Source organism: Actinomadura xylanilytica (assembly GCF_030283145.1).
Classification (GTDB): Bacteria; Actinomycetota; Actinomycetes; order Streptosporangiales; family Streptosporangiaceae; genus Spirillospora; species Spirillospora xylanilytica.
Window position 1 is genome coordinate 953,896 of sequence record NZ_JASNWE010000002.1, and the last position, 14,867, is coordinate 968,762.

At 73.3% G+C, this 14,867-nt stretch carries 14 protein-coding genes; 9 read left to right on the forward strand and 5 right to left on the reverse strand.

Annotated elements, in window-relative coordinates:
- Positions 1-174: 174 nt before the first annotated feature.
- On the forward strand, positions 175-723 hold the full coding sequence (locus tag QP090_RS15540) for an ATP-binding protein (protein ID WP_285939569.1): 549 nt from the start codon (positions 175-177) through the stop codon (positions 721-723).
- A gap of 156 nt (positions 724-879) precedes the next feature.
- On the opposite strand, the gene QP090_RS15545 is transcribed toward QP090_RS15540, so the two are convergent.
- Positions 880-2,091 carry an arginine deiminase gene (locus QP090_RS15545; RefSeq protein WP_285939570.1) on the reverse strand — a complete coding sequence of 404 codons (1,212 nt, stop codon included), beginning with the start codon at positions 2,089-2,091 and terminating at the stop codon, positions 880-882.
- A 372-nt stretch (positions 2,092-2,463) separates the two neighbouring features.
- On the opposite strand from QP090_RS15545, the gene tuf reads away from it, so the two are divergent.
- Together tuf and QP090_RS15555 are read left to right on the forward strand one after the other, a co-directional pair.
- Entirely contained in the window at positions 2,464-3,645 is a 1,182-nt protein-coding gene (gene tuf, locus QP090_RS15550) for an elongation factor Tu (RefSeq protein WP_285939571.1), read from the forward strand.
- Between the two features lie 201 nt (positions 3,646-3,846).
- A complete protein-coding gene (locus QP090_RS15555; protein WP_285939572.1) occupies positions 3,847-4,779 on the forward strand; it encodes an endonuclease/exonuclease/phosphatase family protein in 933 nt (310 codons plus the stop codon).
- A gap of 14 nt (positions 4,780-4,793) precedes the next feature.
- Here QP090_RS15555 and QP090_RS15560 read toward each other — a convergent pair whose 3' ends face one another.
- The 3 genes from QP090_RS15560 to QP090_RS15570 form a co-directional block, all read right to left on the reverse strand.
- The gene (locus tag QP090_RS15560) at positions 4,794-4,964 is read right to left on the reverse strand and encodes a hypothetical protein (protein WP_285939573.1); all 171 of its coding nucleotides are present in this window, start codon (positions 4,962-4,964) and stop codon (positions 4,794-4,796) included.
- Positions 4,965-5,151: 187 nt separating this feature from the next.
- Entirely contained in the window at positions 5,152-5,616 is a 465-nt protein-coding gene (locus QP090_RS15565) for a hypothetical protein (protein ID WP_285939574.1), read from the reverse strand.
- Positions 5,617-5,868: 252 nt separating this feature from the next.
- Positions 5,869-6,240 (reverse strand): hypothetical protein, encoded by a 372-nt coding sequence (locus QP090_RS15570; RefSeq protein WP_285939575.1) that lies wholly within the window; start codon positions 6,238-6,240, stop codon positions 5,869-5,871.
- A 391-nt stretch (positions 6,241-6,631) separates the two neighbouring features.
- On the opposite strand from QP090_RS15570, the gene QP090_RS15575 reads away from it, so the two are divergent.
- The 3 genes from QP090_RS15575 (at position 6,632) to mptB (ending at position 9,594) form a co-directional block, all read left to right on the forward strand.
- A complete protein-coding gene (locus QP090_RS15575) occupies positions 6,632-6,967 on the forward strand; it encodes an STAS domain-containing protein (RefSeq protein WP_285939576.1) in 336 nt (111 codons plus the stop codon).
- 210 nt (positions 6,968-7,177) lie between these two features.
- Positions 7,178-7,912, forward strand: a complete 735-nt coding sequence (locus QP090_RS15580; protein ID WP_285939577.1) for a glycosyltransferase family 2 protein — start codon at positions 7,178-7,180, stop codon at positions 7,910-7,912.
- A gap of 98 nt (positions 7,913-8,010) precedes the next feature.
- Positions 8,011-9,594, forward strand: coding sequence for a polyprenol phosphomannose-dependent alpha 1,6 mannosyltransferase MptB (mptB, locus tag QP090_RS15585; RefSeq protein WP_285939578.1), 1,584 nt, complete (start codon positions 8,011-8,013; stop codon positions 9,592-9,594).
- Here the strand turns inward: mptB and QP090_RS15590 are convergent.
- Entirely contained in the window at positions 9,476-11,731 is a 2,256-nt protein-coding gene (locus QP090_RS15590) for a hypothetical protein (protein WP_285939579.1), read from the reverse strand. The two genes, mptB and QP090_RS15590, sit on opposite strands and share 119 nt — an antisense overlap.
- A gap of 166 nt (positions 11,732-11,897) precedes the next feature.
- On the opposite strand from QP090_RS15590, the gene QP090_RS15595 reads away from it, so the two are divergent.
- From QP090_RS15595 to pheA, 3 genes are all read left to right on the forward strand, one after another.
- Positions 11,898-13,307: a glycosyltransferase 87 family protein gene (locus tag QP090_RS15595; RefSeq protein ID WP_285939580.1), complete on the forward strand. Its 1,410-nt coding sequence runs from the start codon at positions 11,898-11,900 to the stop codon at positions 13,305-13,307.
- A complete protein-coding gene (locus tag QP090_RS15600; protein WP_285940094.1) occupies positions 13,307-13,762 on the forward strand; it encodes a DUF4446 family protein in 456 nt (151 codons plus the stop codon). Before QP090_RS15595 ends, QP090_RS15600 begins: the two co-directional genes overlap by 1 nt.
- A 137-nt stretch (positions 13,763-13,899) precedes the next feature.
- Positions 13,900-14,838 carry a prephenate dehydratase gene (gene pheA / locus QP090_RS15605; protein WP_285939581.1) on the forward strand — a complete coding sequence of 313 codons (939 nt, stop codon included), beginning with the start codon at positions 13,900-13,902 and terminating at the stop codon, positions 14,836-14,838.
- The last annotated feature ends 29 nt before the right edge of the window (positions 14,839-14,867 follow it).

A 14,867-nucleotide genomic window follows, 5' to 3' on the forward strand; every position in this document is an offset into this window, starting at 1 on the left:
AGGTTCCGTTACGGGCCACGGGCAGGGGGTGACCGCCGTGACCGGAGGGTCGGTCGCTCGTTGTGCGAGTGGCAAACTGTTTTGTCCAGGTTTCCGGATGGCTCCTTCAGGGCATTTCGGTCGTACCGGAACAACGGTGACGGGACTCGGTCGAGCAGCCGGGAGCATGAGGAGGTGAGGGCGTCGAGCGTCGTACTGCTGCCACACGCACCGTCCAGCGTCGCGGTCGCCCGCAAGCGCCTCAGCTCGGAGCTGGTCGCCTCCGGGGTGTTCGAATCCGTCGTCGACGACGCCAGCGTCATCATCAGCGAGCTCCTCAGCAACGCCCTGCGGCACGCCAGGCCGCTGCCCTCCGGGCAGATCCGGGTGTCCTGGACGCGCCGCGACGACCTGCTCGAGGTCGAGGTCAGTGACGGCGGCGCGATGACCGAGCCGCGCCGCGGGCCGGGCACCCTGTCGTCCCTCGGCGGACGCGGGCTCGGCATCGTCGAGGCGCTCTCCGAGGGCTGGGGGGTCCGGCACGACAACGGCTCCACCACGGTCTGGGCCGTGCTGCGCGCCCCGCACCTCGCGGGCGCGAACGGGTCGATGCCGCCGAGCGCTGCGCACGCCGTGCTGCCGGAGGCGGGCGGGCCGACCGGTCCGGCCGAGGTGCCCGACGCCGACCTCTGCGGCGGCACCCGGCGCGGAGCCGCCTCCTCGACCCGGGCCTACCCCGCCTAGATTCAGCACCGTCCGACCTTGTATGGTCCTCCTCAAGCTCGGGCGCTGTCGTGCCCCCGTCGACACCGCCCGAGCTATCCACTTCGCGGCCCCCGGGCGCCCAAAAGCGCCCGGGGGCTTTCGCGTTCCCGGCTCTTGGAAGAGTGTTTTCGCAGGTCAGGACGGTGGTGCGTCGCGGAGGACGGGGCAGGACATGCAGCGGGGACCGCCGCGGCCGGTGCCGAGCTCGCTGCCGCTGATCCGGATGACCTCGATGCCGGCCGCCTCGAGCTGCGCGTTGGTCTCGATGTTGCGCTCGTAGGCCACGGCCAGGCGGGGCGCGACCGCGAGGGTGTTGTTGCCGTCGTCCCACTGCTCGCGCTCGGCGGTGACCGGGTCCAGGCCGGTGTCGATGACCTTCAGCCGGTCCAGGCCCATCGCCTCGGCGGCGGCCTCCAGGAACGGGCGGGGCTCGGCCACCCGCAGGTCGCCGCCGGCGGACGTGACCGTGCTCGCGGTCAGCGAATGGGCCACCGGCGGGTACATGACGACGGTGTCGACGTCGACCATCGTGCACACGGTGTCGAGGTGCATCGTGGCCCGCTCCTGCGCGATCGGCACGGCGAGGACGGTGTGCGCCAGCCCGGCCGCGAACACCTGCCGGGCGAGCCGCTCGACCCCGGCGGGCGTGGTGCGCTCCCCGGTGCCGACGGCGATCACGCCGGGGCTGAGCAGCATGACGTCGCCGCCCTCGACGGGTTCGAGGGACGGGCCGTACACCGGCCGCACCCCCGCGAACCGCGGATGGTGGGCGTAGATCAGCCCGGTCAGCGCCGACTCGCGGCGCCGCGCCGGCATGGCCAGGCTCGTCACCGCGACGCGGTCGCCGATCCAGGCGCTGCTGTCGCGGGTGAACAGCAGGCCGGGCAGCGGGTCGATGATGAAGTCGAGCCGGTCCATCAGCCGGTAGACCAGCCCGTGCCCGGCCTTCAGCTCCTCGTGTGCCAGTCCCGCGATCAGCGTGTGCGAGAGGTTCTCGGGGTCGAGGTCGCGCAGATGGCCGTCCACCACCCGGCGGAGCTGGTCGCCGAGGCGCGGGTCGCCGACGACCTGGGCGATGGCCTCGTCGCGGGTCTCCTCGTACTCCAGCGCCTCCTGGAGCAGCTCGGTCACGTAGAGGACCTCGACGCCGCGTTCCCGCAGCGCCTCGGCGAACGCGTCGTGCTCCTCCTGGGCGCGTCCCGCCCACGGGATCGCGTCGAACAGGAGCTGGTCGCTGTTGCGCGGGGTGAGCCGCTTGAGCTCCGCTCCCGGACGGTGCAGCAGGACGGTGCGGAGTCGTCCGACCTCGCTGGTCACCCGATGCGTGCGCCCCGCCGTTTCCGTCACAGTCGCGAGTCTAGGTGCCCGTTGATCGACCAGAACCCCCATGACCGGACCTATGCCACCATTTGGGAAAGGGGTGCCGGTCGGAAAATCCGTGGACTTCGGGTGGGGCGGCTCGTACCCTCAGGACCATGTTCCTCGCAGCCGGCACCCGTACGCTCGCAGACCTCGGTCTGCTGAGCGCGGTGCCGGCTGCCTCCCACGTGGCGGCAGCGGCGGCAGGCGCGACCGTCGTCGACGGCGCACGAAGCTGACCCCTCTCCGTCCCACCTCCGGAGAACCAGCGGAGGGGGGTGGTCGGGAACCGCGGGCGCGTGAGCGCGCTCGCGGGCGGGTTCTCACCTTCCAGCCGGAACCGCGTGAGGACGCAGAACCATGGCCAAGCAGCTTTACGAGCGCGACAAGCCCCACCTGAACATCGGGACGATGGGCCACGTCGACCACGGCAAGACCACCCTGACCGCGGCGATCACCAAGGTGCTCGCCGGGCGGGGGCTGGCCTCCGCGGTGCCGTTCGAGGGCATCGACCGCGCCCCCGAGGAGCGCGACCGCGGCATCACCATCAACATCGCGCACGTGCACTACGCGACCGCGACCAGGCACTACGCCCACGTGGACATGCCCGGTCACGCCGACTACGTGAAGAACATGATCACGGGTGCGGCGCAGGTGGACGGCGCGGTGCTGGTGGTCTCGGCGCAGGACGGCGCCATGCCGCAGACCCGTGAGCACATCGTGCTGGCCCACCAGGTCGGCGTCCGGCACATCGTGGTGGCGCTCAACAAGGCCGACATGGCCGCGGACCCCGAGCTGCTCGACCTGGTCGAGCTGGAGGTCCGCGAGCTGCTGTCGGAGTACGGGTTCCCCGGTGACGAGGTGCCGGTGATCCGGGTGTCCGGGCTGCGGGCGCTGGAGGGCGACCCGTACTGGACGGCGCGGATCGTCGACTTGCTCGACGCGATCGACGCGTACGTGCCGGTGCCGGAGCGGGTGCTCGACCGGCCGTTCCTGATGCCGGTGGAGAACGTGCTCACCATCACCGGGCGCGGCACCGTGGTGACCGGTGTGGTCGCGCAGGGCTCCGTCCGGACCGGTGACGCGGTCGAGGTGGTCGGCCTCGGCGACACCTTCGGCAGCGTCGCGACCGGGCTGGAGACGTTCGGGCAGTCGATGGAGCACGCCGAGGCGGGCGACAACACCGCGATGCTGCTGCGCGGGGTGAAGCGGGACCAGGTCCGGCGCGGCCAGGTGATCAGCGCGCCGGGCGCGGTCCGGCCGCACACCCGGTTCCGTGCGCGGGTGCGGGTGCTCACCGCGGCGGAGGGCGGCCGGAGCAGGCCGTTCTTCCACGGGTACCGGCCGCAGTTCCACTTCCGCACCACCGATGTGGTCGGCGACGTGGACCTCGGTGAGGGCGGCATGGCGCTGCCCGGCGACGGCGTCGACATGGCCGTCGAGCTGGGCAAGCCGGTCGCGATGACCGAGGGGCTCGGCTTCGCGATCCGCGAGGGCGGCCGGACGGTCGGCGCCGGCACGGTGGTCGCCTTGCTCGACTGACCGGCCTCAGGGCCCGGTGGAGACGGGGATCGGTTCCCGCTCCACCGGGCTCGAGGCGGGGAGTGGCCGATATTCGCGAGCTGTCCGGTCTGAAATACTTCGGCCTAGAGTGACCGGTCAGTCGCGAACGGCTGGCGGATGCGATCCCCATGTGGTGAGATTTCGGGGATCATCCCCGCTGATCCCATCCATGGAGAACGTGTGCGAGCCCCCCGCGCCCTGATCCCCTTGCTCGCCGTCTGCGGCGCCGCCGCGGTGGTGGCTGTCGCCGGTGCCGGCGCGGCGATCGAGGGCCTGCCCGACGTCGGACCGGCGCATGCCGACGGAGCGCGCAAGAAGGTGGCCGCCGCCACGGTCACCACGATGACCTGGAACGTCTGCGGGGACGCCGAGCCGGGCTGCCCGCTCGGCTCCAAGCCGGCCGAGCTGGTCAAGCGGATCCCCGCGCAGATCGACGCCAACGAGGTCGGCGGGCGCCGGGTCAAGGCCAACGCCGTCCTCCTCCAGGAGGTGTGCGCCGGGCACGTGACCGCGCTCAAGCACGCCGCGTCGCTGCGCGCGTGGAGCTGGACCTTCGCGCCGTCCGGGAAGTCGCGGACCTGCGCGAACGGCGAGGGCCGGCCGGGGGTGGCGATCGGCACCAAGGCGGCGCTCACCGGGGTCAAGATCGTCCCGCTGCCCGCGCCGTCCCGCCAGGAGCGCGTCGCGGTCTGCGGCGACGTCGAGTCGTGGAGCACCCGGCTGTGCAGCACCCAGTTCAGCTCCTCGAGCTGGGACGACGATCCAAGCGGCGACTGGCGGCGCAAGCAGGTGCACCGCCTGACCACCGCGCTGGAAGGGGCCCGCAGGGTGATCGTCGGCGGCGATCTCGCGGACCGGCCCGACGGGACGACGCTCGACCCCCTCTACCGGGCCTACGCCGAGTGCGACCAGGGTCCCGGGACGGCCCGCGCGGGCGCGGGCACCGCGCAGAACTGGCGGGGCGAGGCGACCGAGAAGACCGACTACCTCTTCACGACCAAGGCCGCCGGCATTTCCTGCGGCGTCCCGGCCGTCGCCACGCACGCCTCGGACCACCGGCCCGTGACCGCCGTCATCCGCTTCCGCCCGCCGTCGGCCCCCTCGTCCCGCTGACCCGCGCCTGTGACCTAGCCCTTCTTGGCGGACTTGGTGATCAGCGACACGACCAGCACGACCACCACGGCCACCAGGCCGACGAAGAAGAAGAGCTTGAGCATCGAGAAGATCGCGCCGATGACCGAGACGACCAGCCACAACGCGAGGATTACACCGACGATTGTCAGGATTGTCCGAGCCATGTCCCCAACCTATGCGGTCGCCCGTCCGGCGTCATCACACTCCGGGAGGACTCTGGAGCGGGCCGGACCCGCCTAGCGGCGGAGATCGACCCTGAGGGCGTCCCTGATGTCCACCCCCGCGCGGGTCCCCTGGTCGAACGGGGCGGAGCCCTGCCCGAAGCCCGTTCCTCCGGGGAAACGGCTGGGACTACTGGGACTGGGACGCGCCGCGTCCACCGGATGCCGCGATCGCGAACCGCAGGCCGACCAGCACGCCGGCCGTGCCGACCGCGACGAGGTCCCAGGCGTAGAAGTGCAGATCGGCCGCCGACTTGATGATCCACTCCGGTGGCAGGTCGCGGTGCATGAGCAGCACGTAGCCGGCGCTGCCGATCCGCTCGCCCACGCCCAGCGCGACGTATGCCGCCACGGCCGCGGCGATCGGCACGGCGGCGCGCGGCCGGGTGAACAGCACCCCGACCGCGGTGAACAGGCCGACCAGCGCGCACTCGGCCACGTAGTACCCGGTGGAGGACCGCAGGCCCAGCGCGATCGGCGACTGGTAGACGCGGAAGAACGTCATCACGATGGACAGGCCGGTGGCGACGGCGCCGCCGAACAGCAGGAGCGCGATCACCGCGCCCATCGGGGAGGCCGGTCGGGATCTGGGCATCAGCCCATTTAACAGACCATCGCGGAATTTCGGCGGACGACCTTGCCCGCGTGTTCGACGCGGCCTTCGTGGCGAGACCGCCCGCACCCCGGCGGCGGCGCCGGGCTGCCGCTTCGAGGTCTGTCTCCCGGTGATGGTCTGACCTGCGCCGATGGCCTGACGGCAGGTCGGCGGCGGTGTCCGTGGCGACCCGAAAGAGTGACCTTTATCTCTTCTCGGGGTGGCCGCTGGGGCCGGGTCGCCCGGCGGCGGTCAGCGCTCGAAGGACTCGTCGATGGCGCGGAACGTGGGGCAGGGCCAGCGCCACATGCACGCGCGGCAGCGCCGGATCGGCTGGTCGGGGTCGCTGGAGATGCCGCCCGACTCCTGCGGCCGGTGCAGGTCGAGCAGCCGGATGCCGAGGTCGGCGAACGTGATCACCTCGTCCCGGGCGCCCGCGAGGAAGGTCAGGTCCTCCCGGGACAGCCGGGTCCTGATCGGCACGAACCCGGTCCGGTTCACCAGCCGGGACAGGTACTGGGTGGACGCGCGCCACGAGTTGGACTTCTCCGAGCGCGCCCGGATCGTCTGGAGGCGCTCGCGCAGCCGGGTCTCCCGCGGATCGGTCCGCCGTTCGGCCTTCACACGCGCCGCACCTCCCGTTGCCCGATCGCCGGCCGCGCGTCGCTCGCGGTCTGGCCGTGCCGCCGTCGCACTCGCTCAGCTTCTCTCACTCGGTGCCCCGGCGCGGGGAAACACGCAGATCGTGAGGGGGCCTCGTGGAGGCGGGCGCCAGGGGCGGGCGGGGCGTCGCCGGGCGGCCCGGCCCGGACGTCCGGCGGTCCCTGCCGGACGCCCGGCGGCCCCATCGGGACGCCGAGCGGCCGGCCGGTGCGATGTGTGCGCGACATAACCGTACGTAGTACACAAAGCGTGCAAGGGGTGCGGAGCGGTGGCACGGTCCGGACACGACCGCGCCACACGGACCGTGGCGGCAGCCTGGCCCGGCCGCCGCCGGGCCGGTAGTGTGCCGGACGTGGAGCTAAATGTCACGACCGCGTCTCAGGGAGGTCACGCCGTCGTCACAGCGACCGGCGAGCTGGACCTGTACACCGCGCCCCGGCTACAGGCCGCGCTCGCGGGATTGCTGCGCGATCAGGTCGTCCGCATCGTGGTCGACCTGAGCGGTGTCGAGTTCTGCGACTCGACCGGCATGAACGTGCTGCTGGCCGCGATGAAGCGGCTCAAGGAGCAGGGCGGCGCGCTCGAACTCGCCGCGCCGCGTCCGGCCGTGAAGCGCATCCTTCAGGTCACCGGGCTCGACTCGGTCTTCACCGTGTGCGACGCCGTGCCGGCCCTGGACGCGGGCTGATCCGTCCGAGCGCGACGCCCTGACGGGCCGCCCTCGGAGCCGAGCCGACCCACCGTACCCACCGCAACCGTCCGCCACCGTCCGCAACCGACCGGCGACCCGTGGGGCAGCGCCCCCGCGGGTCGCCGTTGCGTCCGTCCCCGCGCGTCCCGCGCGCCGGGGGACGGCGGGTCACCGGCGGCATCGGGCCGCGCGCACTACGATCGCGATATGCAGGACGTAGCCGTGATCATCCCGGCCAAGGACGAAGCCGACCGTATCGGGGACACCGTGCGGGCCGCACTGGAACTGCCGGGCGCCGGCCTCGTCGTGGTCGTCGACGACGGCTCGGCCGACGGCACCGGCCGCGCCGCGCAGCAGGCCGGGGCACGGGTCGTCCGGCACAGCCGCAACCGGGGCAAGGGCGCCGCGATGGAGAGCGGCGCCGAGGCCGTCCGGCTCCTCGGCGCCGAGGACGACCGGCAGCGCCACCTGCTCTTCCTCGACGCCGACCTGGCCGAGACGGCCGGCGCCGCGGCGCCGCTGGTCGAGCCGGTGCGCAGCGGCGAGGCCGACATGACGATCGCGGCCTTCTCCAGCACGGTGAAGCTCGGCGGCCACGGCTTCGTCGTGCGGCTGTCCCGCGACGGCATCCGCCGCGCCACCGGCTGGGAGGCCACCCAGCCGCTGAACGGGCAGCGCTGCCTGACCCGCGAGGCGTTCGAGGCCGCCCGCCCGCTCGCCGCCGGGTTCGGCGTCGAGACCGCCCTCACCATCGACCTGCTGCGCAAGGGCTTCCGGGTGAGAGAGGTGGAGGTGCCGCTGGCGCACCGCGCCACCGGCACCGACTGGCGGGCGCAGGCGCACCGGGCCCGGCAGTTCCGCGACGTCACCAGAGCCCTGGCCACGCGCGAGCCCGCCGTCGCCGGAGGACTGGCCCGACTGCGCGGCCTCCGCCTCCGGTGATTCGGTCCCGGGCCGCCCGCGCCGGTTCCGCGCGCCCCGCTCCGGGGCCCGCGGGGAAGGACGGCGACGGCACCGACGGCGTAGAGGTCGACGACGTCGTGGAAGCCGGCGCGGATGTCACGGGCGGCACGGGACCGGTGGCGGGCGCGCGGCAGGGGACCGCCGGACTGATCGCGATCGGGTCGGGGCTCGCGTGCTTCCTGCTCACCGCGTTCCTCGGGCCGTCGGTCTTCGAGCCGGCGCTGTCCGGCGACCGCGCGCACCCGCCGTACTCGCTGACCGTCCACCCGTCGCCGTTCCTGGTGGTCGCGCTGGTCGTGGCCGGGGTGATCGCCGGCACGGCCGGGCTCGGGCTGTGCCTCGACGCGGTGCGCCGCGGCTGGCGGTGCCGGCCGGTCCCGCTGGTGGCCGCGGGGCTGCTGGTCGCGGCCCTGTTCGCGTTCATGCCGCCGATCGGATCGTCCGACCACCTCAACTACGCCGCCTACGGCCGGATGGTGGTGACCGGGCACGACCCGTACGCCACCCGGGCCGTGGACGTGCCCGGCGACCCGGTGATCGGCGCACCGGAGGAGTGGCGCAGGACACCGTCGGTGTACGGGCCGATCACCACGGGCGGCCAGGCGCTCGCCTCCTGGCTCGGCGACGGGTCGGTCCGGCTGACGGTGTTCGTGCTCTCGATCCTCAACACGCTCGCGTTCGCGCTGACCGCGCTGATCCTCTACCGGACGTCCCGCACGGGCGAGCGGCGGCTGCGCACGGCGCTGCTGTGGACGTGCAACCCGCTGGTGCTGCTCCACCTCGTCGCGGGGGCGCACAACGACGTCCTGGCGATCGCCCCGATGGTCGCGGCCGTGGCGCTCTTCGCGGCCCGTCCCCGCGCGAGCGGCTGGCGGGCCCTGGCCACCGGCGCGGTGGTCGGCGCCGCGACGGCGGTCAAGCTCCCGGCCGCGCTGGTGGGCGGCGGGCCCGCCTGGGCGCTGCTGCGCCGGGCCCGCACCGACCGCGGCGCGCTGCTGCGGCTGGCCGGGCTGTTCGGCGGGGCGGCGGCGGTCGCGGCGATCGCGTTCGCGCTGGGCGGCCCCAACTCCCTCGACCAGGTCAACCAGTCGAGCAACATGGTCTCGCTCGCCACCCCCTGGCGGCTGGTCGACCGGGCGCTCGGCGTGGGCGGCCAGCGCGACCTGATCAAGCTCTGCTCGGTGGCCCTGGCGGTGGTGCTGACCGTGCTGCTGGCCCGCGCGCTGCCCCGCGAGCCCGGTGCCGCCGCGTCCGGACGCGGCGCGCTCACCGGCGGTCCGGCAGGCGAGGACGAGGCGGGGGAGAGCCGGCGGATCGCGGCGGCGCTGGTGCTCGCCTGGCTGTTCGCCGCGCCGTACGAGCTCCCCTGGTACGACGGTTTCGCCTGGGCGATGCTGGCGCTGCTCCCCTGGTCGCGGATCGACTGGCCGCTGCTCGCCCACACCGGCGTGCTGAGCCTGGCCTACCTGCCCGCGCGGGCGCCGCACCGGATCGGGATGCCGGACTCGCTGTCGTGGCTGTTCACCGTGGTGCGGCCGTGGGTCATTCCGCTGGCACTGACGGCGGTTCTGGGCGCTCTGATCGCGATCTGCCTTCGGCGTCGAGATCGAGTTCCAGCGACCGGACGCTCGCCGCGAGCATCAGCGGGATCGCCAGGCTGAACGCGACCGACAGGATCACCACGCCGGAGTCGTTCGCCAGCGTGCCGACCACCCCCACGGTCAGCGCGCCCAGCATCGCGGGACGCATCGTCTCGCTGTGCTCGTAGGCCTTGTGCAGCAGCGAGACCCGCCACCGGGCCGGCCGTGCCAGCACGAAGAACAGGAAGCCGACCGCCCCGGCGAGCGCGATCGTGAACGGCCAGTAGCCCAGGCTGCTGATCATCGCCGTGAACTTGCGCGCCACGACGTCGCCGGCGTCGCCGGACATCAGGTCGCGCCAGAACCGGCCCAGGTGCGTCGGGTTGGCGCTGTGCGAGTTCTGGTACGAGATCGCCAGCACCAGCGCGGCGCCGGCCAGGCAGAACAGCCCGAGCTTCCACAGCGAGACCCGCTTGCCCGCGACCATCATGCCGAGTATCGCGAAGGCGGGCACCATCGCCAGCACGCCGCCGAAGTCGGCGCCCCAGGGGGGCAGCCCGTCGACCGCGACCGCGAACACGCCGATCGCCGCGACGGCCGCGACGGCGAGCCCGCGGCGGCCCGCCCGCAGCGGGTACTCCGACAGCCACGCCGCGGTGAGGACCGCCGCGACCGCGAACAGCGCGAACGCCTGGTTGCCGAACCCGTAGAAGCGGCCCGCGATCAGCGCCGTGTAGCCCATCAGCGAGTTGAGCTGGAGGCTGGACCCGCTCATCACGTCCAGCGCGAGGACCAGTGCAGTCACCCCGGTGATCACCAGTCCGGGCGCGATCGGGGAGCGGCGCCACGGCCCGATCAGCGCGCTCCCGGCCAGCAGCGCGCTGAACCCGAGCACGGTGCCGATCAGCACCGGCGTGGGGTGCAGGGCCTGCCACCACGGCAGCAGCCCGGCGAGGAACGAGGCGCCCGGCGCCGCTCCCCCGATCAGCGCGATCACCCGCGTCCAGCCGAGGATGCGGGCCCGCGACTGCGGACGGTCGTTCAGCCGGCGCAGCGCCAGCGCGGCGATGCCGTACAGCAGGAGCTGGGTGCCGAACAGCACCCAGTAGAACGATCCCTGGACGGCGCGGATCGCCTGCGCGGCGACGTCCTCCTCCACCAGCGAGTCGACCCGGTCGGCGGTCGGGGCCTCGTCGGCCTCGGACCGCCAGGGCGACCCGACGGCCTGCTTGGGGTCGGCGAGGCCGAGCAGCTTCAGCGTGGTCGCGGTGACGTCGGTGAGGGTGACCATGCCGGGCTGCCGGGTGGCGCTGGAGGTGAGGAAGCCCGGCCCGTACTTCAGGCCCGGGTCTCCCCCGCCGGCGCCGCGCGCGATGGCCACCCGCAGGTGCGGCTGGACGCTGGTGTCGGACAGTCCCGCGACGAGCACCGTGGTGTCGGCCGGGATCCCGGCCAGCACCTGCCCGACGCGGCGGTCGACGGCGGACGCGGCGGCGGCGCGCTTGGCGTGCTCCAGCGGGACCTGGTCGCCGTGCGGGTCGACGCCCGCGTCCAGGTAGGCGCGGAACATGTCGTCGATGTCGACGGCGGCGAGCCGGCAGCGCGACCAGTCCTCGGCGGTCGCCTTGTCGGGGGAGGCGAGGTAGCGGTCGACGCGGCCCGCGCCGTCGGCGAGCCCGAACACGGCGCCCGGCCCGACCGCCAGCGTGCAGCCGCCCGCGGTGTGGACCGCGTCGCCGAGCAGCCCGCTCTGGGCGTGGTAGGTGGTGCGCGCGTTGTCGTCCTTGATGGCGGGCCAGCCGGGCGCGACGGCGCCGCCCGCGGGCGGCGGGCCGGTCGGGGAGGGCTGGCCGGCGACGATCGGGGACGAGGGGAGCGCGCAGTCGCCGTGCGCGAGCCTGGACCGCTGCCCGGCCGACACCGTCAGCCAGCCGTCGGTCGGGCAGGTGTTCACCCTGGTGGTGCGGATGCTCAGCCCGGCGCCCGACCCCTGCCCGGTCAGCCTCCACAGCTCGGGGGTGTCGCCGGCGGTGACGTCGCTCCACATCAGCCCGGGAATCCCGATGATCACCGTGCGGCCCTCGATGCCCGCGGCGCCGGGTGTCCGGCCTGCCGCGGCGGGGTTTTCGGCGGCGAGCGCGGGGGTGATCGAGACGCAGGTGAAAAGTGTGATGAGGGTGGCGATGAACATGCCAATGCCTGCCCCCCGCCGCGTCATGGGGTTCAGGTTACACAGGGTGCACCACTGCCGCCGAAGATCTCCAGTGGCCCGGAATCGGTGCGATGTCCGTTCTCGCGGTGCCTATCCTGCTTCCCGACCAGTGGCCCCGGTGAGTATGCGGGCTCAGAAGGCCATAGCGGCCCGCTTACGCGAGGATGAGGGCATGCGTGGAGGCAGCGAGGCCGGCGGGGACCCCGGTTCCCCGCGGTCGGGACGGTGGGGGAGGCCGGCGGATCTGCTGATTCTGCTGGCCGGGATCGCTCTCGCGGTGGCGGCGGTGTCGCCGATCGTCGTCCGGTGGCTCGGCAACCCGCCCGACCAGCGGCTGGTCGACCTGGAGGTCTACCGCGACGGCGGCGCCGCGGCGCTGCGCGGCGCCCCGCTCTACGACGTGCTCACCCAGCCGCCGCAGTTCCTGCCGTTCACCTACCCGCCGTTCGCCGCGCTGCTGGCGGTGCCGTTCACGCTGCTCCCCTGGCAGGCGTCGCAGTGGGGATGGACGCTGCTGCTGTACGGGGCGCTGCTGATCGTCATCGGGTACTCGTTCCGGGACCTGATCCGCCGTGCCGGGCGCTGGGCGCCGCTCGCCATGGGAGTGCTGGCGGGCGCGGGCGCATGGCTGGTGCCGGTGTTCGACCAGGTCAGGTTCGGGCAGGTCGGGCTGATCCTGATGGCGCTGTGCCTGGCCGACTGCTGCACTCGCTCGCCGCGGTGGCCGCGCGGGCTGCTCATCGGCCTCGCCATCGCGATCAAGCTGGTGCCGGGCGTCTTCCTCATCTACTTCCTGATCACCGGCCGCCGGGACGCCGCCCGCAACGCGGTGTTCACGGCCGCGGCGGCGTCGCTGGGCGCGTTCGCGGTGCTGCCGTCCGACTCGGTCGACTACTGGTTCGGGGCGCTGCTGGAGGGCGGCGACCGCACCGGCGCGGTCAACGGCACCACCAACCAGGCGATCAACGGCATCGTCGCGCGGATCCTGCCGGAGGGCCCGTTCAGGTCGCTGGTGTGGCTGATCCTCGCGCTCCTCATGGCGTACTACGGCTTCAAGCTGGCCCGCCGCGCCACCTTGGCCGCCGACCGCCTCGCCGGCAAGGACGGCCGCGCAGGGACGGGCCGCGCAGGGACGGGCCGCGCGGAGGGGACCGACTACCTCGCCGCGGCCGATCGGCTGTCCGGCCCGGACGCCTACAGCCTGCTCCTCGCCGGGACCGCGATCGTGGGGCTGCTCTCGGTCCTGCTGTCCCCTGTGGGATGGATTCACCATCTTGTCTGGATGATTGCGGTCATCGGGGCTTTGGTGGGAGATGGTCGAGACACGCGAAGATGTCTGCTGGGGGCGGGCGTCTGGCTCTACTTTCTCTTCCCGCTGCCCTGGTGGGGGACCCGGCTGCTCGGCCCGGACCACGGCTTGATCTCAATGTTCATCGGGCGTGTGGTCCAGGATCTGTTCGGCGCCGCGGCGATCATCCTGATCCTGGTGCTGGGCAACTGGCTGGTGAACCGGCTGGCCGCCGCCGATGATCGGGAGGATGCCGGGCGTCGCGGGGCCGAGGTGGGTACGCTCGCCCCGTGATGCTTGTCGCGGTGGCCGTCGCCGGTCTGGTGGCCGGGGTGGCCGGGCTGTCCATCGCGGTGGTGGCCCACAACCGGGCCAACCAGGTCGTCGAGGAGTGCGCCGAGGTGCTCCGCCGGCAGTTGCAGGTCGCCAGCGGTGCCATCGACGGTCGGGCGCTGCGCGACCTGGCCATCGTGCACTACGACGCCCTCAAGGAGATGTCGGGCAACCGCTCGTTCTCGCTCGCCCTGGTCAACGCCGGGGGCACCGGCGTGGTGATCAGCTCGATCAACGGGCGCACCGAGACCCGGACCTACGCCAAGGTGGTCCGCGACGGGCATCCGATCGAGCTGCTCTCCCCCGAGGAGAACCAGGCGCTGCGCGCCGCGCGGCTCGGCAAGGGCCCGGTGGTCACCATGGACGACCCGCTGCCCGACTTCGGGGGCGCCCGCACGCCCTCCACAAGCGCCTGAACGGGCCCGGAGCCGTCCTCCGGGCCCACCTGAATTGCGGCGGGCCGTAAACTCGTTCACTAGACGTGTTCACGTCTCGTCCCGCCCTTGCGCGCCTTGCGCGGGCGGCCCGTCCGACACGAACCCCGGGGGATCTTGTGACCGGTGACAGCCGTTCCAGGAACTACGCCTATCTGGGCCCCCAGGGCACCTTCACCGAGGCCGCGCTCCAGTCCCTGCCCGACTCCGCCGGAGGCGTGCACCTGCCGTACGCGACCGTCCCGGCCGTGCTCGACGCGCTGCGCCGCGACGAGGTCGAGGCCGCCGTCGTCGCGCTGGAGAACTCCGTCGAGGGCTCGGTGCCGACCACCCTCGACGAGTTGTCCACCGGCGAGCCGCTCCAGATCGTCGGCGAGGTGCACCTGCCGGTGTCGTTCGCGCTGCTCGTCCGGCCCGGCACCGCGCTCGCCGACGTCAAGACCGTCGCCTCGCACCCGCACGCGCAGCCGCAGTGCCGCCGCTGGCTGGGCGAGCACACCCCGCATGCCGAGTGGCGCGCCGCGACGTCCAACGCCGAGGCCGCCCAGCACGTCGCCGACGGCCACTACGATGCCGCGCTCGCCGGGGCGTTCGCCGCCGCCCGCTACGGCCTCACCGTCCTGGCCGAGGACATCCACGACGTCGCCGACGCCGTCACCCGGTTCGTCGCGCTGCGTCGCCCCGGTCCCTCTCCCCTGCCGACCGGCGCCGACCGCACCACCGTGGTCGCCTTCATCGGCGAGGACCACCCGGGGGCGCTGCTGGAGATCCTCACCGAGTTCTCCGTCCGGGGCATCAACCTCACCCTGATCCAGTCGCGCCCGACCGGCGCGGGCCTCGGCTCGTACCTGTTCTGGATGGACTTCGAGGGCCACATCGACGACGCCCGCGTGGGAGAGGCGCTGATGGGACTGCGCCGCATCTGCGCCGACGTGCGCTTCCTGGGGTCCTACCCGCGTGCCGACCAGGCCCGCCCCGAGATCCGCCGGGGCACCCATGACGCCGACTTCACCGAGGCGGGCGCCTGGCTGGAAGCCGTCCGCACCGGCCACGCCTGACACTCCGGGCACCGGTACCAGGCGGCCCG

Coding starts and splice junctions, on each gene's coding strand:
- QP090_RS15595 (WP_285939580.1), top strand. CDS start 11,898: ATGCGTGGAGGCAGCGAGGCCGGCGGGGACCCCGGTTCCCCGCGGTCG.
- tuf (WP_285939571.1), top strand. CDS start 2,464: ATGGCCAAGCAGCTTTACGAGCGCGACAAGCCCCACCTGAACATCGGG.
- QP090_RS15580 (WP_285939577.1), top strand. CDS start 7,178: ATGCAGGACGTAGCCGTGATCATCCCGGCCAAGGACGAAGCCGACCGT.
- QP090_RS15590 (WP_285939579.1), bottom strand. CDS start 11,731: ATGACGCGGCGGGGGGCAGGCATTGGCATGTTCATCGCCACCCTCATC.
- QP090_RS15565 (WP_285939574.1), bottom strand. CDS start 5,616: ATGCCCAGATCCCGACCGGCCTCCCCGATGGGCGCGGTGATCGCGCTC.
- QP090_RS15560 (WP_285939573.1), bottom strand. CDS start 4,964: ATGGCTCGGACAATCCTGACAATCGTCGGTGTAATCCTCGCGTTGTGG.
- QP090_RS15600 (WP_285940094.1), top strand. CDS start 13,307: ATGCTTGTCGCGGTGGCCGTCGCCGGTCTGGTGGCCGGGGTGGCCGGG.